The organism is Escherichia sp. WS33 (genome assembly GCF_046486385.1).
Classification (GTDB): domain Bacteria; phylum Pseudomonadota; class Gammaproteobacteria; order Enterobacterales; family Enterobacteriaceae; genus ECMA0423.
In genome coordinates this window covers 39255-61823 of sequence record NZ_JBJQLJ010000019.1, presented here as the reverse complement: position 1 = coordinate 61823, position 22569 = coordinate 39255, and the positions used below count along the sequence as shown (strand labels likewise).

The following is a 22569-nucleotide window of genomic DNA, read 5'->3' as shown; positions in this document are numbered from 1 at the left end:
TCCATTAAGGATCTCCGTGAGACTATAGAATGCCTGATGCGCTACGCTCATCAGGCATACAGGACTTCCGCCACTACATTAAGGAAAAGTTATGGTATCCGCACTCATCACCGTCGCCGTTATCGCCTGGTGTGCGCAACTGGCCTTAGGCGGCTGGCAAATTTCTCGTTTTAACCGTGCCTTCGACACACTATGCCAGCAAGGGCGGGTTGGCGTGGGCCGTTCCAGCGGGCGCTTTAAACCGCGGGTCGTGGTCGCCATCGCGCTGGACGATCAGCAGCGCATCGTCGACACCTTGTTTATGAAAGGACTGACCGTCTTCGCCCGACCGCAAAAAATTCCCGCAATTACCGGTATGCATGCGGGTGATTTACAGCCCGATGTGATCTTTCCCCATGATCCACTATCACAGAATGCTCTATCATTGGCGCTTAAACTGAAACGTGGATAATTTCGTTGTGAATGTTACTTGCTTGCGAAGTTATCATTTTGAAACCTAAATCAGGTAATCACGCCCATGAAACCTCGTCAGCGTCAGGCCGCCATTCTGGAGTATCTGCAAAAGCAGGGTAAATGCTCGGTTGAAGAATTGGCGCAATACTTTGACACCACAGGCACAACCATTCGCAAAGATCTGGTCATTCTGGAACATGCCGGAACCGTCATTCGTACTTATGGCGGAGTGGTGTTGAATAAAGAGGAATCCGATCCGCCTATCGATCATAAAACACTCATCAACACCCACAAGAAAGAGCTGATTGCAGAAGCTGCCGTTAGTTTTATCCATGATGGCGATTCGATCATTCTTGATGCTGGCAGTACCGTTTTGCAGATGGTTCCCCTGCTCTCGCGCTTTAATAACATCACGGTGATGACCAACAGCCTGCATATCGTCAATGCGCTATCCGAACTGGATAACGAACAAACTATCCTGATGCCAGGCGGAACGTTTCGTAAAAAATCGGCCTCATTTCACGGACAGCTGGCAGAGAATGCCTTCGAACATTTCAGTTTCGATAAATTGTTTATGGGCACCGACGGCATCGATCTCAATGCGGGCGTAACCACCTTCAACGAGGTTTATACCGTCAGTAAGGCAATGTGCAATGCCGCGCGCGAAGTGATTTTGATGGCGGACTCATCAAAGTTTGGCCGTAAAAGCCCCAACGTAGTTTGCAGTCTTGAAAGCGTCGATAAGCTGATTACCGACGCAGGTATCGATCCGGCGTTTCGTCAGGCGCTGGAAGAGAAAGGGATCGATGTGATCATAACCGGAGAGAGCAATGAGTGAAGCACTACTGAACGCGGGACGTCAGACGTTAATGCTGGAGTTGCAGGAAGCAAGCCGTTTACCGGAACGTCTGGGCGATGATTTTGTTCGCGCCGCCAATATCATCCTGCACTGCGAAGGCAAAGTGGTGGTTTCGGGAATTGGCAAATCGGGCCACATTGGTAAGAAAATCGCCGCAACACTTGCCAGTACCGGCACACCGGCTTTTTTTGTCCATCCGGCAGAAGCACTGCACGGCGATCTGGGGATGATTGAAAGCCGCGATGTGATGCTGTTTATCTCTTACTCCGGTGGCGCGAAGGAACTGGATCTGATTATTCCGCGTCTGGAAGATAAATCTATCGCGCTGCTGGCGATGACCGGCAAACCGACGTCACCGCTGGGCCTGGCGGCAAAAGCGGTGCTGGATATCTCCGTAGAACGCGAAGCCTGCCCGATGCACCTTGCGCCGACCTCCAGCACCGTCAATACCCTGATGATGGGTGACGCGCTGGCGATGGCGGTCATGCAGGCGCGCGGATTTAATGAAGAAGATTTTGCCCGCTCCCACCCAGCCGGGGCACTGGGCGCTCGCTTGCTGAATAAAGTGCATCATCTGATGCGCCGTGACGATGCCATCCCACAGGTGGCGTTAACCGCCAGCGTGATGGATGCGATGCTGGAACTCAGCCGCACCGGTCTGGGGCTGGTGGCGGTATGTGACGCTCAACAACAGGTACAAGGCGTCTTTACCGACGGCGATTTACGTCGCTGGCTGGTTGGCGGCGGCGCACTCACCACGCCAGTTAATGAAGCGATGACGACAGGCGGCACCACATTACAGGCACAAAGTCGCGCCATCGACGCCAAAGAGATCCTGATGAAGCGCAAAATCACTGCCGCACCGGTGGTGGATGAAAACGGCAAACTCACCGGCGCAATTAACCTGCAGGATTTCTATCAGGCCGGGATTATTTAATCCTTCAATCCCAGACGTTTCGCCAGCCGATGCAGGTTGGCGACGTCGGTTTCCAGCATCCGCGCGCAGGCAGCCCAGTTGTGATGATTTTGTGCCAGTGCCTGGCGAATGGTTTCACGCTGGAACGCTTCTGTCGCTTCACGCAGGTTTTGCTTAACAACGGGCACCGCCGCCGCTTCTGGCGGCGGCAACGTCACCTCAGGAAAAGCAAAATGTTGTGCCTCAAGAATCACTTCATCGCCGCTGCGAGTGGCTCTCGCCAGCACTACCGCCCGATGAATAGCATGTTCCAGTTCGCGCACGTTCCCCGGAAAACGATAGTGTTGCAGTAAATTTCGCGCTCCGGCACTTAATACCACGCGGGAGAGCCCCAGCCGCAAACGACACTGCTCGCAGAAATACCCCGCCAGCAGAATGACATCATCGCCCCGCTCACGCAGCGGCGGCACCGAAAGTGGAAACACGCTCAGGCGATGAAACAAATCGGCGCGGAATCGCCCTGCCAGCACCTCTTCGCGTAAGTCGCGGTTAGTCGCCGCCAGCACGCGCACATCGACCCGCAAACTACGGTCATCGCCAACGCGCTGAATATCGCCATACTGCAACACCCTCAGCAGCTTGGCCTGCAATGCCAACGACAACTCGCCGATCTCATCGAGAAACAGAGTGCCGTTATCCGCCATTTCAAACTTCCCGCTGCGGTTACTGATAGCGCCAGTAAACGCTCCTTTCACATGCCCGAACAACTCACTTTCCGCCACACTTTCCGGCAGTGCGGCACAGTTGAGATAGACCAGCGGATTCACCGCCCGTGGCGAGGCTTCATGAATCGCTTTCGCCACCAGCTCCTTACCGGTTCCCGTCTCACCGCTGATCAGGACGTTGAGATCGGACGCCGCCACAATCTCAATCTCTTTTTTCAGTTGCGTCATGCCAGGGGACAAGCCAATCATCTGCGTCTGTTTCACCGCTTCAAACGGCGTGGCATCGCCTGGCATCATATTCTGGCTTTCCAGTTGTTCAATCAGCAACGCATTGCTTAACGCTCCCGCCGCCAGCGCAGCAATCAGCCGTAGCTCTTCGTCGCTGAAAACATCGAACTGATCGGGCTGCATCCCGTCGAGCGTCAGTGCGCCGATCAGGTTTTGCCCGGCAAACAATGGCAGACCAACGCAGGCGTGAACCTTCAGACTCTCCTGCCCAGGAATCAAACCGTCATAGGGATCGGGCAATTCGCTGTCTGCAGGAAAGCGCACCACGTCCCCGGCGCGGGCAATCGCTTCAAGCCGTGGATGCCCTTCCAGCGCAAAGCGTCTACCGAGTACATCCTTTGCCAGACCGTCGATGGCAAGCGGAATAAACTGCCGCGAATCGTAACGTAGCAACGCAGACGCATCGCACTCCAGCACCTGACGTAGCGTGGTGATCAGGCGCTGAAAACGATCCTGATGACCAATCCCACGCTGCAATTCGATGGCGATATTCGCCAGCACATCAACGGAAAAACTCATCTTTGCCTCACTGTCAATTTGACTATAGATATTGTCATATCGACCATTTGATTGATAGTCATTTTGACTACCCATTAATGAGCATACTTTTATTTATATAGTAAAAACAATCAGATAAAAAACTGGCACGCAATCTGCAATTAGCAAGACATCTTTTTAGAACACGCTGAATAAATTGAGGTTGCTATGTCTATTGTGGTGAAAAATAACATTCATTGGGTTGGTCAACGTGACTGGGAAGTGCGTGATTTTCACGGCACGGAATATAAAACGCTGCGCGGCAGCAGTTACAACAGCTACCTCATCCGCGAAGAAAAAAACGTGCTGATCGACACCGTCGACCATAAATTCAGCCGCGAATTTGTGCAGAACCTGCGTAATGAAATCGATCTGGCGGATATCGATTACATCGTGATTAACCATGCAGAAGAGGACCACGCTGGGGCGCTGACCGAACTGATGGCGCAAATTCCCGATACGCCGATCTACTGTACTGCCAACGCTATCGACTCGATAAATGGTCATCACCATCATCCGGAGTGGAATTTTAATGTGGTGAAAACTGGCGACACGCTGGATATCGGCAACGGCAAACAGCTCATTTTTGTCGAAACACCAATGCTGCACTGGCCGGACAGCATGATGACTTACCTGACAGGCGACGCGGTGCTGTTCAGTAACGATGCTTTCGGTCAGCACTACTGCGACGAGCATCTGTTCAACGATGAAGTGGATCAGACGGAGCTTTTCGAGCAGTGCCAGCGTTACTACGCCAATATCCTGACGCCGTTCAGCCGCCTGGTAACGCCGAAAATTACCGAGATCCTGGGCTTTAACTTACCAGTCGATATGATAGCCACTTCCCACGGCGTGGTATGGCGCGATAACCCGACGCAAATTGTCGAGCTGTACCTGAAATGGGCGGCTGATTATCAGGAAGACAGAATCACCATTTTCTACGACACCATGTCGAATAACACCCGCATGATGGCTGACGCTATCGCCCAGGGGATTGCGGAAACCGACCCACGCGTGGCGGTGAAAATTTTCAACGTCGCCCGAAGCGATAAAAACGAAATCCTGACTAATGTCTTCCGCTCAAAAGGCGTGCTGGTCGGCACTTCGACGATGAATAACGTGATGATGCCGAAAATCGCCGGGCTGGTGGAAGAGATGACTGGTTTACGCTTCCGTAACAAACGCGCCAGTGCTTTCGGCTCTCACGGCTGGAGCGGCGGTGCGGTGGATCGTCTTTCCACGCGCCTGCAGGATGCGGGTTTCGAAATGTCGCTTAGCCTGAAAGCCAAATGGCGACCAGACCAGGACGCTCTGGAGTTATGTCGTGAACACGGTCGCGAAATCGCCCGTCAGTGGGCGCTCGCGCCGCTGCCGCAGAGCACGGTGAATACGGTGGTTAAAGAAGAAACCTCTGCCACCACGACGGCTGACCTCGGCCCACGGATGCAGTGCAGCGTCTGCCAGTGGATTTACGATCCGGCAAAAGGCGAGCCAATGCAGGACGTTGCGCCAGGAACGCCGTGGAGTGAAGTCCCGGATAACTTCCTCTGCCCGGAATGCTCCCTCGGCAAAGACGTCTTTGACGAACTGGCATCGGAGGCAAAATGAGTAACGGCATTGTGATCATCGGTTCGGGCTTCGCCGCCCGCCAACTGGTGAAAAATATTCGCAAACAGGACGCCACTATTCCATTAACCCTGATTGCCGCCGACAGCATGGATGAGTACAACAAACCTGACCTCAGCCATGTTATCAGTCAGGGGCAACGTGCCGATGACCTTACCCGCCAGACGGCGGGTGAATTTGCCGAGCAGTTTAATCTGCACCTGTTTCCACAAACCTGGGTGACGGATATCGATGCCGAAGCCCGTGTGGTGAAAAGCCAGAATAATCAGTGGCAATACGACAAGCTAGTACTGGCAACCGGTGCCAGTGCCTTTGTCCCGCCTGTGCCTGGGCGTGAGTTAATGCTGACGTTAAATAGTCAGCAAGAGTATCGCGCCTGTGAAACGCAACTGCGGGATGCCCGACGCGTGTTGATTGTTGGCGGTGGTTTGATTGGTAGCGAACTGGCGATGGATTTTTGTCGTGCAGGCAAAGCGGTCACGCTAATCGACAACGCTGCCAGTATTCTGGCGTCATTAATGCCACCGGAAGTAAGCAGCCGCTTGCAGCATCGGTTGACGGAGATGGGCGTTCATCTGTTGTTGAAATCTCAGTTGCAGGGGCTGGAAAAAACAGATTCTGGCATTCTGGCAACGCTGGACCGCCAGCGCAGTATCGAAGTGGATGCGGTAATTGCCGCCACCGGACTGCGCCCGGAAACCGCCCTGGCACGACGCGCCGGGCTGACGATTAATCGCGGCGTTTGCGTCGATAGTTATCTGCAAACCAGTAATGCCGATATTTACGCGCTGGGCGATTGCGCGGAAATTAACGGTCAGGTATTGCCGTTCCTCCAGCCGATTCAACTTAGCGCGATGGTGCTGGCAAAAAATCTTCTCGGCAATAACACGCCACTGAAACTACCGGCGATGCTGGTGAAAATCAAAACGCCGGAATTACCGCTGCATCTGGCAGGCGAAACCCAGCGTCAGGATTTACGCTGGCAAATTAATACCGAACGCCAGGGAATGGTGGCGCGCGGCGTTGACGATGCTGACCAGCTTCGCGCCTTTGTGGTCAGTGAGGATCGGATGAAAGAGGCATTTGGATTGTTGAAAACATTGCCGATGTAGGTGGGCTACTGTGCCTAAAATGTCGGATGCGACGCTGGCGCGTCTTATCCAACCTACGGGGAGCGCATGTGTTGGTCACATACTGCGTTCATGTCGCATCCACCTACTGTGCCCAAAATGTCGGATGCGACGCTGGCGCGTCTTATCCGACCTACGGGGACGCATGTGTAGGCCGGATAAGGCGTTTACGCCGCATCCGGCAATGGTGTCCAAATGCAACACGTTTTATCCGTTCTGGACTTCACCCGCTAACCAACGCGCCGCAGCAATAACCCCCTGCCCCAGAGACAAACCGCCATCACCCGCCGGTAAACTCTGTGGAAAGAGCAATGTGAAATCAGCGAGATAATGCGCCAGACGTGCACGCAGCAAACGGTTATGAATAACCCCGCCGCTAAATACCAGCGTAGTGATACCACGCATCGTGGCCTGCTCACGCATCAACGCGGCAAAACCCTGCGCCAGCGCATCATGAAACGCCCACGCGCGTTGATTAACCGGTGCCTGCCAGTTCAGCCACTGCTGCCAGAAAGTGGCGAGATCCAGTTGATTGTCCACCAGCGGCATTGTCACCGGATGCGTCACTCCGTGGCACGAAGCTGCGAGTGCCTCCAGAGCACAAGCCGCTTCACCTTCATAACTTAACGTGGCTGGCGCACAGCCCAGTGCCGCCGCCACGGCATCGAACAACCGCCCACACGATGACGCCAGCGGCGCGTTAATTCCACGCTCAATGGCCCGCGCCAGCACGCTCCAGTTTTGCTGTTGCACACTTGCTGTTTCAGAATAATTCTGCCACTCCGGCACAAAGCGCAGGCACTGCGCCAGCAGGTTTCGCCACGGCTGCTTCGCCGCCAAATCGCCACCCGGAAGCGCCACTGCAGGCAAGCCGCCCAGGTGCTCACATTCGCGATAGTTCACCCGCAGACACTCGCCGCCCCACAAAGCGCCGTTCTCCCCCATACCGATACCATCGAGCGTCAAAGCAATGACATCACCGCCATCCAGCGGCCACTGATGCTCTGCCAGACACGCCGCTGCGTGGGCATGATGATGCAGCACCGTTTGCGTCGGCAGATTCATTTCGCGCGCCCACTGGCTGGAGACATAGCCCGGATGTGCGTCATGCACAACGTATTGCGGGGTGAAATCGTAGATGTTTTGCATCAGGCGTAACGCTTCGCGCCACTGCATCTGGATGCCATCGTCACTTAAATCGCCCAGATGCTGACTCAACACTGCTTGTTCACCGCGCACCAGGCAGAAGGTGTTTTTCAGATCTGCGCCGAGACACAGCACAGGCGGCACATTTTTAAAGCCCGGAGGCAAAGCCAGTGCGTCCGGTACATACCCCCGCGAACGGCGCAGCATTTCGCCGCTTTCGCGCACCACCGAATCATCCATCCGCTGCACGATGTCGCGGTTATGTATCAAGAATCCGTCGGCAATGCCCTGCAAATCCGCCAGCGCCTGTTCGTTGCTGATAGCCGGTGGTTTACCGCTCAGGTTGCCGGAGGTCATCACCAGCGGGCATTGCAGTTCCTGTAACAGCAAATGCTGGAGCGGGTTCGCAGGCAACATCACGCCGACTTCGTTAAGGCCAGGGGCGATATCATCACAAAGCTCAGGAACGTATTTTTTATCCACCAGCACAATCGGCGCGGCGGGCGTGGTAAGCAACTGGCGCGCAGCGTCTGGTAAACCTTCTGCCACTGGCAAGATGACCGCCAGCGGTTTCGCCGGGCGATGTTTGCGCGCCCGAAGTGTCGCCACCGCGGTACTGTTACGTGCATCGCAGGCAAGATGAAATCCGCCAATCCCTTTGATGGCGACAATGTTGCCCATTTTTAACTGTGCGATAGCCGCCTGTAATGCCGCCTCTTGTTCCGCATGTTCACCATGACTTACCCATTCAAGATGTGGGCCACACTCCGGGCAGGCCACCGGCTGGGCGTGGAAGCGACGATCGAGCGGGTCGCGGTACTCTTTATCACAGGCTGGACACAGCGGAAACTCCGCCATTACGGTAAACGGGCGGTCGTAAGGCATGGCGCGAATAATGGTGAAACGCGGGCCGCAGTGGGTACAGTTGATAAACGGATAACGATAACGCCGTTCGCCTGGGGTATTCATTTCGGCAAGGCAAGCAGGGCAAGTAGCGGCATCCGGGACAATTTGCGTATTCATGGCACCTCCCGCGCTCTGGCGGATAGTGAACTCGGTGGGCAGTTGTGACCAGATAAACGGCTCACGCTCGACGCTATCAATACGCGCCAGTGGCGGACAGTGCTGATGCAATTGAACAAGAAACGTTTCCGGGTCTTCCAGCAGCCGGACTTCTACGCCATCGCCGTCATTACAGACATCGCCGTGAAGATTTAATTGCTGTGCCAGCTGCCAGACAAACGGACGAAAACCGACGCCCTGCACTTTGCCACGAATACGCAGTTGGACACCGCAAGATGTGTTTTTTGCCATTGAGTTATTCCCGCCATCATGAATTGCGTAACCCGTCCAGCCGGACACGACAGCGTCGCATCCGGCAGTCACAGGTCGGCGATACCGCCCGCTTCGTATTCTACGAATATTTCCGGGAATTCCTTTGATGCCAGAACAGTTCTGTAAGATTTTTAGAACATCAGCGCCGTACGGCGGCGTTTTTCTGCGCTCAGTTGTTCAAGTTTATTACGATCGACACAAATTAGCGCATGGGTCGGGCAAGCCGCCATACACGCCGGGCCGTCTTCACGATGGTTGCACAGGTCGCATTTATTGGCTTCAGCTTTGTCAGCCCGTACATTCAGCCCCGCGCCGCTGTTGCGGATCACCGGACGTACCACCACTTCCATCGCGCCATACGGGCAAGCCACCACGCAGGTTTTGCAACCAATGCAACGTTCCTGCATCACATGAACAAACCCTTTATCACGGCTGATAGCACCATTCGGGCAGACGTTAGCGCACGGTGCATCTTCACACTGACGGCAGACTGTCGCCGTGGAAATGTTCACACCTTTAATGACATGGATTCGCGGTAAAAAGGTTTCCGGGGTCAGCGATGCACAGTCCTGATTTTCCTGATGAGAAACCACGCACGCCACTTCACAGGTACGGCAACCAATACATTTACTCGCGTCAGCAATGATGAAACGGTTCATCAAATTCTCCAGCAATGACAGTTAATGCGCCGATACATTCACAAATCATGCCAGTTTTTAATTTGCTGTTATTTAAGGAAATTAATTTCTGTAATGCAGGAAAAAAGATGTCATCGACACTAGTGACGATGACATGTGATGACAATGTTTATCGCGAAAGGGCAATGAGTGAGTCGCGGCGGATCAGTTTTCCGCTGAAGGTTTTCGGCGGTGAGAAATCCCCGCCATCGAGCATAAAAATCAGCCGTCCAATAATTTCCTGAATCATCTCTGTTACCGGAATTTTTACGCTGGAGAGCGCCGGAACGGTGTAGGGGGCAATTGCGATATCATCGAATCCGATAACTGACACCTGCTCTGGCACCGCTACGCCGCGCTCGTGCAACGCTTTCATCGCACCTATCGCCATATCGTCGTTACTGGCAACTAACGCGCTAAATTTAGCCCCACGTTCGAGCAACGTTTCTACCCCTTCGGCCCCGCTGGCGGGCGTCCATTTACCGTTAGCGATAAGTTTTTCATTGAGCGCAATACCATGCTGCGCCAGCGCGTCTTTATACCCAGCAAGACGTTCAATGCTGGTGGGGGAATCCATCGAGCCGGTAAGGAAAGCAATCTCCTGATGTCCGGCGTTTATCAACTCTGCCACGGCATTAAAGCTGGTCTGTTTATGATCGCACCAGACGCTATGGCTGCTGTTTTTGCGCAGGCGGCGATTAAGCACCATTATCGGCTGACTGTGCGCGTCAATGATGTCATCAATCTCATCCACGCTTAAAAAACGCGGGTAAATCATAATGGCGTCGCAGCGCAAATCCAGCAGATACTGAATCGCCTGGCGCTCTTCTTCGGCGCTGTGTTTACCATCTGCCAATAGCAACTGCCGCCCTTTCTCTTCCGCCATTCGCGCGGCATGAAACAGTAATTCACTAAAATAAATGCCGTGATAAAGCGTGTTGGTCACTACCAGCCCCAGCGTCTGAGTACTCTTCGCCGACAGATTGCGGGCCAGCAAATTTGGGCGGTAACCGCTCTCTTCTACCGCCTGAAACACGCGATCTTTAGTCTCCTGGCTGACGTAGCCATTACCTGAAAGCACGCGGGAAACGGTCGCTTTTGAAACCCCGGCGCGCTTCGCCACTTCCAGCATCGTCGTCATCATTTTCATCCCTTTACACGCAATCAACGCAGTGTACTGCACCGTTTGCCGATTGTCCTTGCGCAATCGGCGGGAAAAATATTCAGGTGACCGGTTTCACAAATATAAAAAATGAACAATTAACTCTCTTGCTTATTTAGTGACAACTATTCATGATTTTGTGAAACCGGTTTCCTAATTCCGTTTCAGCATCGGCATTTTTCCGTTACGTCGACTGATAACAACTACATCTACCCTACTGATAACAGGATAAAATCCGATGGCCAAAAATTATGCGGCGCTGGCACGCTCGGTGATAGCGGCACTGGGCGGCGTTGATAACATCTCGGCGGTCACGCACTGTATGACGCGTTTGCGCTTTGTTATCAAAGATGACCAGCTTATCGACAGCCCGACGTTAAAAACCATCCCCGGCGTGCTCGGCGTGGTACGTAGTGACAACCAGTGTCAGGTGATTATCGGCAATACCGTTTCACAAGCCTTTCAGGAAGTCGTCAGCCTGCTGCCGGGAGATATGCAGCCCGCACAGCCCGTGGGTAAACCCAAACTCACGCTGCGTCGCATTGGTGCAGGGATCCTCGATGCGCTGATCGGCACCATGTCACCGCTGATCCCGGCGATTATCGGCGGATCGATGGTCAAACTGCTGGCGATGATCCTCGAGATGAGCGGCGTGCTGACAAAAGGATCGCCGACCTTAACCATTCTGAATGTGATTGGTGACGGTGCTTTCTTCTTCCTGCCGCTGATGGTCGCGGCATCTGCCGCCATCAAATTTAAAACCAATATGTCGCTGGCGATTGCCATCGCGGGTGTGCTGGTACATCCGAGTTTTATTGAACTGATGGCGAAAGCGGCCCAGGGTGAACATGTCGAATTTGCCCTGATTCCGGTCACCGCGGTGAAATACACCTACACAGTGATCCCGGCGCTGGTGATGACCTGGTGCCTGTCATATATCGAACGCTGGGTGGATCGCATTACACCGGCGGTGACCAAAAACTTCCTCAAGCCAATGCTGATTGTGTTGATTGCCGCACCGCTGGCAATCCTGCTGATTGGCCCGATTGGTATCTGGATCGGTAGCGCCATTTCGGCGCTGGTTTACACCATTCATGGTTATCTGGGCTGGCTTTCAGTCGCCATTATGGGCGCGCTGTGGCCTCTGCTGGTAATGACCGGGATGCACCGCGTCTTTACGCCAACCATCATTCAGACCATTGCCGAAACCGGCAAAGAAGGGATGGTCATGCCGTCAGAGATCGGCGCTAACCTGTCGCTGGGCGGTTCATCACTGGCGGTGGCGTGGAAAACGAAAAACCCGGAACTGCGCCAGACGGCGCTGGCTGCGGCGGCATCAGCCATTATGGCGGGGATTTCCGAACCGGCGTTATACGGCGTGGCGATCCGCCTGAAACGTCCGCTTATCGCCAGTCTTATCAGCGGCTTTATTTGCGGCGCGGTTGCCGGTATGGCGGGGCTTGCCAGCCACTCAATGGCAGCGCCGGGGCTATTTACCAGCGTGCAGTTCTTCGATCCGGCGAATCCAATGAGCATCGTCTGGGTGTTCGCGGTCATGGCGCTGGCGGTCATGCTGTCGTTTATCCTCACACTGTTGCTCGGCTTCGAGGATATTCCTGTTGAGGAAGCGACTGCCGAGGCGCGAAAGCATCAGAGCGTACAACCGACCGTCGCCAAAGAAGTAAGTCTTAATTGAGGATGAAAATGTCAGTATTTCCAGAAGGTTTTTTATGGGGCGGCGCGCTTGCCGCCAACCAGTCTGAAGGTGCGTTCCGTGAAGGTGGCAAAGGGCTGACCACTGTCGATATGATCCCACACGGCGAGCATCGAATGGCGGTGAAACTGGGGCTGGAAAAACGTTTTCAGTTGCGCGATGACGAGTTTTATCCCAGCCATGAGGCGACGGATTTTTATCATCGTTATAAAGAAGATATCGCCCTGATGGCAGAGATGGGATTCAAGGTTTTCCGTACCTCAATTGCCTGGAGCCGTCTCTTTCCGCAGGGCGATGAAATCACGCCCAATCAGCAGGGCATTGCTTTTTATCGTTCTGTCTTTGAAGAGTGTAAAAAGTACGGTATCGAACCGCTGGTCACGTTGTGCCACTTCGATGTGCCGATGCATCTGGTCACCGAATATGGCTCCTGGCGTAACCGCAAGCTGGTGGAGTTTTTCAGCCGCTACGCCCGGACCTGCTTTGAAGCATTTGATGGTCTGGTGAAATACTGGCTTACCTTCAATGAAATCAACATTATGTTGCATAGCCCGTTCTCCGGCGCGGGTCTGGTGTTTGAAGAAGGTGAAAATCAGGATCAGGTGAAATATCAGGCCGCGCATCACCAGCTGGTTGCCAGTGCGCTAGCCACCAAAATCGCCCATGAGGTTAACCCGCAAAATCAGGTGGGCTGTATGCTGGCGGGCGGTAACTTCTACCCTTACAGTTGCAAGCCGGAAGATGTCTGGGCGGCGCTGGAGAAAGACCGGGAAAACCTGTTTTTTATCGATGTGCAGGCGCGGGGCGCGTATCCGGCTTACTCTGCCCGCGTATTCCGCGAAAAAGGGGTAACCATCGACAAAGCACCGGGCGATGATGAAATCCTGAAAAACACCGTCGATTTTGTCTCTTTCAGCTATTACGCCTCGCGCTGCGCCTCGGCGGAGATGAACGCCAACAATAGCAGTGCGGCGAACGTAGTGAAATCGCTGCGTAACCCGTATCTGCAAGTGAGCGACTGGGGCTGGGGTATTGATCCACTCGGTCTGCGTATCACCATGAACATGATGTACGACCGTTATCAGAAGCCGCTGTTTCTGGTGGAAAACGGCCTCGGCGCAAAAGATGAACTTGCTGCCAATGGCGAGATTAACGATGACTATCGCATCAGCTATTTACGCGAACATATCCGCGCAATGGGCGAAGCGATTGCAGATGGCATTCCGCTGATGGGCTACACCACATGGGGCTGTATTGATTTAGTTTCCGCCTCTACGGGTGAAATGAGCAAACGCTACGGCTTTGTCTTTGTTGACCGTGACGACGCAGGCAACGGTACGCTGACGCGCACGCGTAAGAAATCATTCTGGTGGTATAAAAAAGTGATTGCCAGTAATGGGGAAGATTTAGAGTAGGTAACAGTGCCGGATGCGGCGTGAACGCCTTATCCGGCCTACATGTCGCACGAACCATGAAGGCCCGATAAGCGCAGCGCATCGGGCAATTTAGCATTTGGCATCAGAGCTGGTTCACCCCATCAAGAACATCCCTGTCCTGATTCCTTAATGAAAAACTACTCTTCTTCCACCGCTAACTGCGCGAAGCCGCCATTCCCTTCCCAGCCTTCCAGTCGTTGATAAACGGTTTCTACCGCATCTTTAATCGGCTGAGTCATCGGGTAGTAAAAGCCGACGATATCCGGCTGGATGCCGAGGAAAATCACTTCGCCAATGTCTTCTTTCAACTGGTCGATAAGGTAGTTCAACGGCATGTTATGGGTAGTCATCATAAACATCTCGGCGATATCATCCGGGTCGATGATGCGGATTTCGCCGGGGTTTAGCCCCATATCAGTAGCGTCAACAATCAGTAACCGCGTAGGGCGCAGTTCACGGATGGCGACGATGTCGTTTTCCGGTGCACTACCGCCATCAATCACCACCCAGTTACCTTTCGGCGCGGCGGCGCACTTTTCCGCCAGCAGCGGGCCAGCGCCATCATCGCCCATCATGCTATTGCCAACACAGAGTAAAACGTCAGTCACGCAGTCTCCTCACCATCAAATAGATGGCGTTTTCCTGATGAATATCATGCAGCATACTTAGCAGCATTGTACTCCATTCCTGCTGCTGCGAAGTTTGCGCTGCCCGGGCTTTATCGAATGCGTTGGCCAGCATCGGCACATGGTTAATGTCGATGACGATCTCACCATATTTCGGCACGCCTTCCATTTTGCGGCGGGCTTCGCTGCCCGCCTCCAGAGTGGCAATCCATGCCAGATATTCATCCCACGGGCAGGTGAGCGCCGCTTCCAGGCAATCGATAACCCCAAGGTGGTGACCAATCGCCAGGCTGTAATAGACCACCTGCTGCGCCTCGGCGGGCGTGGCATCGTTCTCATCAATAAATTTACGGCTCAGTTGACTGAACACCACCTTTTCACTCATCGGATACGCGCCTCTTCTACAACATGATTCAGATGGCTGACAATCTCGTTCAGACGCGGATCGTTTTCCGCTTCCAGCCAGCGTGCAACCTGTTCTTCGCCCTGCCCTAACTGTGTCAGGAAGTCATCGGCAATCTGACGACCGTAACGATAACCTGCCAGGCGGCGTGCTTCGCGATCCACTTTCACACGCAGCGGCTGCACCATATCGCCATGCAGGATTTCCGCCGGTTGTTCATCCTGCTCACCCGGGCCACGGGCGTGAATTTTCTGCTCCAGCAGGCCGAGCGCCATTGCAAAGCCGTACAGCGTGGCGGCAGGCGTTGGCGGGCAACCCGGAATGTAGACATCTACCGGGATGATTTTATCCGTACCGCCCCACACGCAGTAGAGATCGTGGAAAATACCACCGCTGTTACCGCAGGCACCGTAGGAGATACAAATTTTCGGGTCCGGCGCGGACTGCCACGCACGCAGCGCAGGGGATCGCATTGCACGGGTGACCGCGCCGGTAAACAGTAAAATATCCGCATGACGCGGTGAAGGAACGACTTTAATGCCGAAGCGTTCTGCATCAAACAGCGGCGATAAAGTGGCGAAAATTTCGATTTCGCAGCCGTTGCAGCCGCCGCAGTCCACGCGGTAAACGTAGGCAGAACGTTTGATTTTTTTCAGTAACGACGCCTTCATGCTGGCGATGGATTCATCCACCGTCATCGGGACCGGAATGCCGTTGGCGTCACGGGGGCCTAATAAATTGCTCATCAGATGGCCTCTTTCATATGGCGAGTCAGTTCAATACGGTCGGACGGCACCAGGCATTTCTGGCGCTTACATTCCGGGCAAGTCTCAAAGCTTTCGCGGTGGTTTTCCGCGCGGCTGTCACCATTGTGCTTAAGCAGCGCAATGGCGTAGTCGATCTCTTTCTGGACGGCGAAAGGACGATTGCAGACGCGACAGCTGCACAGCACAAAACGGGACTGTTGCAGGAAATCTTCTTTCTTCCACACCGCCAGTTCGTACTCTTGCGACAGTTTGATCGCTGCCGTCGGGCAGACTTCTTCGCAGCGTCCACAGAAGATGCAGCGCCCGAGATTAAACTCCCACGCAAGCTCTCCTGTGGCGAGGTCAGTTTCAACCGTTAAGGCGTTTGACGGGCAGGCATTGACGCAGGCCGCGCAGCCGATGCACTGCTGCGGGTTCTGCTCTGGCTTACCACGGAAGTTTTTATCAACCGCAATCGGCTCCAGCGGATAAGACGAGGTCGCCGTGCCGGTTTTGATGACTTTTTTGATAAAGGTAAACATGGCGATTCCTTATTTCAGCGGCGAGTTTTTACGCTCAATGCTGTAACGCTCGAGTTCTTTGTACGGCACCACTTTGCTCTTCTTCTTACGCACATCGACCACGGTCATGCGGTCGGTACAGGAGTAGCAAGGGTCCAGGCTACCGATAATCAGCGGCGCATCGGAAACGGTGTTGCCGCGCAGCATGTAGCGCAGGGTCGGCCAGTTCGCGTAGGTCGCGGCACGGCAGCGCCAGCGGTACAGCTTCTGGTTGTCGCCGGTCATGCTCCAGTGGATATCGTCGCCGCGCGGCGCTTCGGCAAAGCCCAGCGCGAAACGGTGCGGAATGTAGGTAAAGCCTTCCACCATCAGCGGGCCGCCCGGCAGGTTATCCAGACCGTAGTCGATCATGTTCAGCGCGGTATAGACTTCATTGATACGCACTTTCAGACGGGAAATAACGTCGCAGCCCTGCTCGCTGTGCACTTCCATCGGCAGCAGGCCATAACCAACAAACGGGTGATCGGCGCGGGTATCGCGAGCGTGACCGCTGGCACGGACCATCGGGCCAACGTTACTGAAGTCGCGGGCAATTTCCGGGTCCAGACGACCAATGCCGACGGTGCGCTGTTCCATGTTCGGCGTACTCAGCAGCACATCCACCAGCTCCTGCACTTCACGACGCATCTGTTGCGCCAGCTGGCGGGTCTGGATCATGTCATCTTTCAGCAGATCGCGACGAATCCCGCCGATCAGGTTCAGGCCGTAGGTTTTACGCGCACCGGTAAGGATCTCTGCCATTTTCATGGAGGTTTCACGCACGCGGAAGAACTGCATAAAGCCGGAGTCGAAGCCGGTAAAGTGACAGGCCAGGCCGAGGTTGAGCAGATGCGAGTGCAGGCGTTCCACCTCCAGCAGAATGGCGCGGATCATCTGCGCACGTTCTGGCACCTGAATACCCATCGCGTTTTCCACCGACGTGGTGTAGGCGGTGCTGTGAGCAAAGCCGCAGATCCCGCACACACGGTCAGAGAGGAAGGTCACTTCGTTGTAACCCATACGGGTTTCCGCCAGTTTTTCCATGCCGCGATGGACGTAGAACAGGCGGTAGTCGGCGTCGATAATGTTTTCGCCATCGACGAACAGACGGAAGTGCCCCGGTTCGTCAGAAGTGACGTGCAGCGGACCAATCGGCACGACGTTGTTTTTCTTGTCGCCCAGTTCATTGATGAACTCGTAGGTTTCAGCATCGGTAGTCGGTGCCGGACGCTGACGATAATCCATGCTGTCTTTACGCAGCGGATAAAGTTCATCCGGCCAGTCATCCGGCAGCACCAGACGACGTTCATCCGGCAGACCAACCGGAATCAAACCGTACATATCGCGCACTTCGCGCTCGCCCCACACCGCCGCCGGAACGCGCGGCGTCACGGACGGATACTCCGGTTTGTTGGCGTCAACTTCGACGCGAACCGTTACCCAACACTTGGTGCCCTTCTCCATCGACAGCACGTAATAAACGGCGTAATGACCATTCAGTTTGCGTTCGTCGTTACCAAACAGCACCGACAGCCAGCCACCCTGCTTGTAGTAGAGAAACTCCACCACTTCCGGCAGGTAGTTCACCTTCACGGTCACGGTCAGCTGATCTTTGGTCTGCCAGGCGTGGTCCAGCACGACGCCCGGAAATGCCTCATTCAGCGCGGCGAGATAATGTTGACCTAATTTTTCTTCAGACATGCTCAAACTCTCTTTAATCACGCCGCCAGCAAGGAGACGAACGCTAAAAATGCAAAGCCAAACCCAGCCCAGGTAATGCGCGGAGTAATATCAAGACGCAGACGGGCCATGCTGTTTTCGAACAGCGCGATAACCAGGACGCCGACGACCAGTTTGACGATGGCAATCACCAGCGCCAGCAGCAGCCCACCGGCGGTGAAGGTTTCCATCTGTCCCCACGGGATAAATACGCCGACGAACATCTGCAGCACCACCAGCTGTTTCAGGCTGATACCCCATTTCATGACGCCAAAGCCGCTGCCGCTGTATTCAGAGAGCGGGCCTTCCTGCAGCTCCTGCTCGGCTTCCGCCAGGTCGAACGGCAGTTTGCCCATTTCGATAAAGGTGGCGAACGCACAGGCACAAAGCGCCAGTACCAGCGGGATGCTCTGGCTCAGCGGCCAGTGATAAACGGTGTCGGTGATGTTGCTGATGTTGGTGGAACCGGCAACCTGTGCGGCAACCCACAGACCAAGCAGCAGCATCGGTTCGACCAGCACGCCAAGCATCGCTTCACGGCTCGCGCCGATAGCGGTAAACGGGCTACCGGTATCCAGACCAGAAATGGCAAAGAAGAAACGCGCGATGGCAAAGAGATACAGTAAGGTGATTAAATCACCCAGTTGCGGCAGCGGAGAACCGACGGTCACCACCGGCAGCGCAGTAGCGATAGTCAGCATGACGCCCACCATCACATACGGCGTCAGGCGGAACACCCAGCCGGAGGCATCCGGGCCAACGCTCTGGCGGCCCAGCAGTTTGAAAATGTCACGATACTCCTGCAACACACCCGGCCCACGACGGTTATGCAGACGGGCGCGCGCCACGCGGGTAATACCGGAGAGCAGCGGCGCAACGGCAAATAACACCAGCGCCTGAATTAACGGATATAAAACACTCATTCTCAGGCTCCTCGTGAAACAATAATCACCACCAGTACCGCCAGTTCAACCAGCGCCATCCGGCGGAACAGCAACGCACTACCTTCGCACTGCCAGCCCGGCACCAGCGACACCGGATTCAGCCATTTGCGCAGTTTCAGCACTGGCGCAAACGCCTGTTTCACCGGCATGGCAAAACCGTGAGCGGTAATCACCATTGATTTTTCATGGTCGTAGCCGCACACCCAGGCCGCACCGCGGGAACGTGACGGCAGGCGGTCGCCTTTGCAAATCGCCATAATGATGAATGGCAGCAGCGGGCAGGCAATCAGCAGCAATGTGATCATTGGTTGAGAAACGGTGGTGTTAGCAGGCTCCAGAGGCAGAGGTACAGCAGCAGAGAGCATCGGCAGCAGCCACGGCGCAGCAACACCGCCAATTACGCAGCAAATCGCCAGTGCCACTACGCTTACGCTCATCAGGAGCGGCGCACAGGTGGCGTTTTCGGCTTCTTTGGTACGCGGCGCGCCGAGGAACGTGACGCCATAGACTTTCGCCATACACATCACCGCCAGCGCACCGGTAATTGCCAGACCCACAGCGAGCAGCGGCCCCAGCAGACGGGCAACAAACGCGCCGCTATTGCTCAGTTTGAAGAAGGATTGATAGATAACCCATTCCCCGGCAAACCCGTTCAGCGGCGGCAGCGCAGCCATTGCCATTAACCCGACTAACATGGCGATGGAGATAACCGGCATTTTCTTGCCGATACCACCGAGTTTTTCGATATCGCGATGACCGGTACGGAACCAGACGCTCCCCGCTCCGAGGAACAGTACGCTTTTGAACAGGCTATGGTTAAGCAGATGGTACAGACCACCGACCAGGCCAAGAGCAATCAGTGCCGGTTGTTCGAGCGCGATACCCGTTACGCCAGCGCCCAGCCCCAGCAGAATAATGCCGATATTTTCCAGGGTGTGGTAAGCCAGCAGGCGCTGGATGTTGTGTTCCATCAACGCATACAGACCACCGACGAACGCGGTGATCATGCCGAGCACCAGCAGCGCGATCCCCCACCACAGCGGTGCATTACCGCCAAGCAGTGACAGGGTTAACATGCCCAGCAGGCCAATTTTCATGACTACCGTAGAAAACAACGCGGCAGCTGGCGCAGAGGCGTTAGCATGTGCCTGCGGCACCCAGCCGTGCAGCGGAATAATCCCGGCCAGCAGGCCAAAGCCAATCACACCGAGCAGCCAGATATCGGAACCGAGCGGCAGCTGTTGCATACGCATATCCAGCAGGCGCAGATCCAGCGTGCCATAACGCTGCCACAGCAGCCAGCAAGCAATCGCCAGCAGCAGAGTGCCAAGACGCCCCAGCGCAAACCACAGTTTGCCCTCTTTGCTGTTGCTGGTAAGGAACACCGCACACAAGGCCATGACTTCAGCCATTACCACGAACATGCCGAGGTTGCTGGCGATGACGGCGCAGACGGCGGCAGCCATCAACATATTGATCTGCAAGCCGTTGCACTTCACCTGCGCGTGGCGATGCCAGTCAATGTTGTAGAGGCTGACAAACAGACCGCACAGACCGAGCGTAATCAGCCAAATCGCGTTAAGCGGAGAGATTTGCACATCGTAGCTTACCAGCGACAGCGCACCGCTCACGCCAACCGCGCCAGTCAGCACAGTAAAGCCCGCGGCTGCCGTATACAGGCTACCAACCGCGCCGCCAATTCCGGCTATCCAGCCGCTTAGCGCCTTTTGAAAAGAAAAGAGAAATGCCAGAACAGCGGCGGCGACAAACCACGCCACGCCGCTATTGATCAGGGAAATTGCGCTCATTTAGCCTCTCCACTTTGAGCCTGCTGAAACAAGGTGAGATCGCCAAAGTCCGTGTTAAAGGTCAGCTCACGCTTACGTTTGCTAACGCGGGCGATATCGGTGTTATCCACCAGATGCAGGGCTTTGGTCGGGCACATCCGCACGCAGGCCGGACCTTGTTCATCAAAGCTACAAAGGTCACATTTGACGGCGATCGCGCGAATACCCGGCACCCAGTCAAGCAGCGTACTGATACGCGCCGGAGCAGGCGGTGCCGGTGGCGCTTTCGGGGTATTGGCATTTGCAGGAATATCCAGCGGACGGCTGCCGGAAAATTCAATTGCGCCAAACGGGCAGGCGATGCCGCACAGCTTGCAGCTTACGCACAGGCTTTCATTCAACTGCACGGCCCCATCAACGCGGGTGATGGCGTTAACCGGGCAGACCACCGCGCAGGGTGCATCTTCACAGTGGTGACAGAGCTGCGGCGCAGATTCTTTTTCATTCAGCATCACTCTCAGGCGCGGCATTGATTGCAGGCCGTGCTGGCGATGCGTCTCTGAACAGGCGGCCTCACAAGTGTGGCAGCCGATACAGAGCGTGGAGTCAGCAATTACAAAACGATTCACCAGGCATTCCTCAGGTGATTGTCATTTTTGACGAAAACATGCCGATGAAATGTCATTTTCGACACTCATCGACACGCCCATCCCCAAACAGGCGTAACGCCTGCAAAACGGGCAAAGCCTCAGCTCATGCTGCCGGGCTTTGTCCCTTTACCAGTTGGCTTAAATTCACCGGCACATTGTTTTCAATGGCGGTGTATAAGCTGTCGTAAACGCCAGCGATTTTTTCGAGATAGTGTTCCAGAACCTGTTCGCGATCGCGGATGTTGACCTTGCCATCAATCATGCCGTCAATGCTCAGTTGCGCCTGCGCAATCCGCTGTTTGTCTTCGCCATCTTTTGTTTCGACGTAATACTCGATGGTGTGGCTGTTAAAGCCATCCGCCAGGGTGACGTAAATACGAAAATGTTCAAAAAGGACGAAACAGAGTTCTTTGTCCGGCGCGCAGCTCATGGCGTGATGCAGGCGCGCTTTCGATAACGTGATCCCCTGAACCAGCGAATTGCAGTAGATGTGCCACTGGTCCTGTAGGCGACGATGCCGCTGTGCGATGTAATCGGCTTTCTCGCTTATTTCCCAAATAGTCATTGTCAGGTTACCCGTTTAACAGAGATGCCAGCTTTAAGCATTTTTTGTGCCAACTTTTAATTTATTGTTATTAAAGAGATTTTTAAGATAAAGATGAATTTCGTCGCCGTGTCGACGTGTCATTTCGACATCATCGACATTATTCACCGCAGGGATAATCAACACTGGCACAATTATTGCTTGTAGCTGGCAATAGTTAATGGGAGGCGATATGCACGAAATAACCCTCTGCCAACGGGCACTGGAATTGATCGAACAGCAGGCCGCAAAACACGGCGCAAAACGCGTAACTGGGGTCTGGCTCAAAATTGGCGCATTTTCTTGTGTCGAAACCAGCTCTCTTGCCTTTTGTTTTGATCTGGTTTGCCGCGGCAGCGTGGCGGAAGGTTGTAAACTGCACCTCGAAGAACAAGAGGCCGAATGCTGGTGTGAAACATGCCAACAGTATGTGACGCTACTGACCCAGCGCGTCCGCCGCTGTCCACAGTGTCATGGTGACATGCTACAGATTGTGGCAGACGACGGTTTACAGATTCGGCGGATAGAAATAGACCAGGAGTGAGCG

General features: G+C 54.6%; 21 protein-coding genes. 8 read left to right on the top strand and 13 right to left on the bottom strand.

Going from position 1 to position 22569, the window contains the following annotated elements; all coding sequences use genetic code 11:
* Nucleotides 1-91: 91 nt before the first annotated feature.
* From gutM to gutQ, 3 genes are all read left to right on the top strand, one after another.
* Nucleotides 92-451: a transcriptional regulator GutM gene (gene gutM / locus ACJHXA_RS16045; protein ID WP_000252908.1), complete on the top strand. Its 360-nt coding sequence runs from the start codon at nucleotides 92-94 to the stop codon at nucleotides 449-451.
* 66 nt (nucleotides 452-517) lie between these two features.
* On the top strand, nucleotides 518-1291 hold the full coding sequence (gene srlR, locus ACJHXA_RS16040; RefSeq protein ID WP_000804546.1) for a glucitol operon DNA-binding transcriptional repressor SrlR: 774 nt from the start codon (nucleotides 518-520) through the stop codon (nucleotides 1289-1291).
* Nucleotides 1284-2249 carry an arabinose-5-phosphate isomerase GutQ gene (gene gutQ, locus ACJHXA_RS16035; protein WP_001287415.1) on the top strand — a complete coding sequence of 322 codons (966 nt, stop codon included), beginning with the start codon at nucleotides 1284-1286 and terminating at the stop codon, nucleotides 2247-2249. Before srlR ends, gutQ begins: the two co-directional genes overlap by 8 nt.
* Here gutQ and norR read toward each other — a convergent pair.
* Complete coding sequence (norR, locus tag ACJHXA_RS16030) at nucleotides 2246-3760, bottom strand: nitric oxide reductase transcriptional regulator NorR (RefSeq protein WP_000010772.1); 1515 nt, start codon at nucleotides 3758-3760, stop codon at nucleotides 2246-2248. The genes gutQ and norR overlap by 4 nt on opposite strands.
* A gap of 186 nt (nucleotides 3761-3946) precedes the next feature.
* On the opposite strand from norR, the gene norV reads away from it, so the two are divergent.
* Together norV and norW are read left to right on the top strand one after the other, a co-directional pair.
* A complete protein-coding gene (norV, locus tag ACJHXA_RS16025; protein WP_000029622.1) occupies nucleotides 3947-5386 on the top strand; it encodes an anaerobic nitric oxide reductase flavorubredoxin in 1440 nt (479 codons plus the stop codon).
* Nucleotides 5383-6516, top strand: coding sequence for an NADH:flavorubredoxin reductase NorW (gene norW, locus ACJHXA_RS16020; protein ID WP_000064748.1), 1134 nt, complete (start codon nucleotides 5383-5385; stop codon nucleotides 6514-6516). The genes norV and norW overlap by 4 nt, the downstream gene beginning before the upstream one ends.
* 225 nt (nucleotides 6517-6741) lie before the next feature.
* On the opposite strand, the gene hypF is transcribed toward norW, so the two are convergent.
* From hypF to ascG, 3 genes are all read right to left on the bottom strand, one after another.
* Nucleotides 6742-8994, bottom strand: a complete 2253-nt coding sequence (gene hypF / locus ACJHXA_RS16015) for a carbamoyltransferase HypF (protein WP_001107654.1) — start codon at nucleotides 8992-8994, stop codon at nucleotides 6742-6744.
* A 152-nt stretch (nucleotides 8995-9146) separates the two neighbouring features.
* Nucleotides 9147-9674 carry an electron transport protein HydN gene (gene hydN / locus ACJHXA_RS16010; protein ID WP_001078777.1) on the bottom strand — a complete coding sequence of 176 codons (528 nt, stop codon included), beginning with the start codon at nucleotides 9672-9674 and terminating at the stop codon, nucleotides 9147-9149.
* Nucleotides 9675-9822: 148 nt separating this feature from the next.
* Nucleotides 9823-10833 carry a DNA-binding transcriptional regulator AscG gene (ascG, locus tag ACJHXA_RS16005; protein ID WP_001374632.1) on the bottom strand — a complete coding sequence of 337 codons (1011 nt, stop codon included), beginning with the start codon at nucleotides 10831-10833 and terminating at the stop codon, nucleotides 9823-9825.
* A 259-nt stretch (nucleotides 10834-11092) separates the two neighbouring features.
* Between ascG and ascF the strand changes: the two genes are divergently transcribed.
* Together ascF and ascB are read left to right on the top strand one after the other, a co-directional pair.
* Nucleotides 11093-12550, top strand: coding sequence for a PTS cellobiose/arbutin/salicin transporter subunit IIBC (gene ascF / locus ACJHXA_RS16000; RefSeq protein ID WP_001107856.1), 1458 nt, complete (start codon nucleotides 11093-11095; stop codon nucleotides 12548-12550).
* Nucleotides 12551-12558: 8 nt separating this feature from the next.
* A complete protein-coding gene (gene ascB, locus ACJHXA_RS15995; RefSeq protein ID WP_000110312.1) occupies nucleotides 12559-13983 on the top strand; it encodes a 6-phospho-beta-glucosidase AscB in 1425 nt (474 codons plus the stop codon).
* Nucleotides 13984-14141: 158 nt separating this feature from the next.
* On the opposite strand, the gene hycI is transcribed toward ascB, so the two are convergent.
* From hycI to hycA, 9 genes are all read right to left on the bottom strand, one after another.
* Nucleotides 14142-14612, bottom strand: a complete 471-nt coding sequence (gene hycI, locus ACJHXA_RS15990) for a hydrogenase maturation peptidase HycI (RefSeq protein WP_000132961.1) — start codon at nucleotides 14610-14612, stop codon at nucleotides 14142-14144.
* Nucleotides 14605-15015, bottom strand: coding sequence for a formate hydrogenlyase assembly protein HycH (gene hycH / locus ACJHXA_RS15985; protein WP_001291921.1), 411 nt, complete (start codon nucleotides 15013-15015; stop codon nucleotides 14605-14607). Before hycH ends, hycI begins: the two co-directional genes overlap by 8 nt.
* Nucleotides 15012-15779, bottom strand: a complete 768-nt coding sequence (hycG, locus tag ACJHXA_RS15980) for a formate hydrogenlyase subunit HycG (RefSeq protein ID WP_000067386.1) — start codon at nucleotides 15777-15779, stop codon at nucleotides 15012-15014. The genes hycH and hycG overlap by 4 nt, the downstream gene beginning before the upstream one ends.
* Nucleotides 15779-16321 (bottom strand): formate hydrogenlyase subunit HycF, encoded by a 543-nt coding sequence (hycF, locus tag ACJHXA_RS15975; RefSeq protein ID WP_000493792.1) that lies wholly within the window; start codon nucleotides 16319-16321, stop codon nucleotides 15779-15781. Before hycF ends, hycG begins: the two co-directional genes overlap by 1 nt.
* A gap of 9 nt (nucleotides 16322-16330) precedes the next feature.
* Nucleotides 16331-18040 (bottom strand): formate hydrogenlyase subunit HycE, encoded by a 1710-nt coding sequence (gene hycE / locus ACJHXA_RS15970; protein ID WP_001288134.1) that lies wholly within the window; start codon nucleotides 18038-18040, stop codon nucleotides 16331-16333.
* 17 nt (nucleotides 18041-18057) lie between these two features.
* Nucleotides 18058-18981, bottom strand: coding sequence for a formate hydrogenlyase subunit HycD (gene hycD, locus ACJHXA_RS15965; protein WP_000115199.1), 924 nt, complete (start codon nucleotides 18979-18981; stop codon nucleotides 18058-18060).
* A gap of 2 nt (nucleotides 18982-18983) precedes the next feature.
* The gene (hycC, locus tag ACJHXA_RS15960) at nucleotides 18984-20810 is read right to left on the bottom strand and encodes a formate hydrogenlyase subunit 3 (protein WP_001274407.1); all 1827 of its coding nucleotides are present in this window, start codon (nucleotides 20808-20810) and stop codon (nucleotides 18984-18986) included.
* Nucleotides 20807-21418 (bottom strand): formate hydrogenlyase subunit HycB, encoded by a 612-nt coding sequence (gene hycB / locus ACJHXA_RS15955; RefSeq protein WP_001079181.1) that lies wholly within the window; start codon nucleotides 21416-21418, stop codon nucleotides 20807-20809. Before hycB ends, hycC begins: the two co-directional genes overlap by 4 nt.
* Nucleotides 21419-21542: 124 nt before the next feature.
* Nucleotides 21543-22004 (bottom strand): formate hydrogenlyase regulator HycA, encoded by a 462-nt coding sequence (gene hycA / locus ACJHXA_RS15950; RefSeq protein WP_000158056.1) that lies wholly within the window; start codon nucleotides 22002-22004, stop codon nucleotides 21543-21545.
* Between the two features lie 211 nt (nucleotides 22005-22215).
* Here hycA and hypA point away from each other — a divergent pair, with 211 nt between their 5' ends.
* Nucleotides 22216-22566 carry a hydrogenase maturation nickel metallochaperone HypA gene (hypA, locus tag ACJHXA_RS15945; protein ID WP_001299100.1) on the top strand — a complete coding sequence of 117 codons (351 nt, stop codon included), beginning with the start codon at nucleotides 22216-22218 and terminating at the stop codon, nucleotides 22564-22566.
* Nucleotides 22567-22569: the final 3 nt, after the last annotated feature.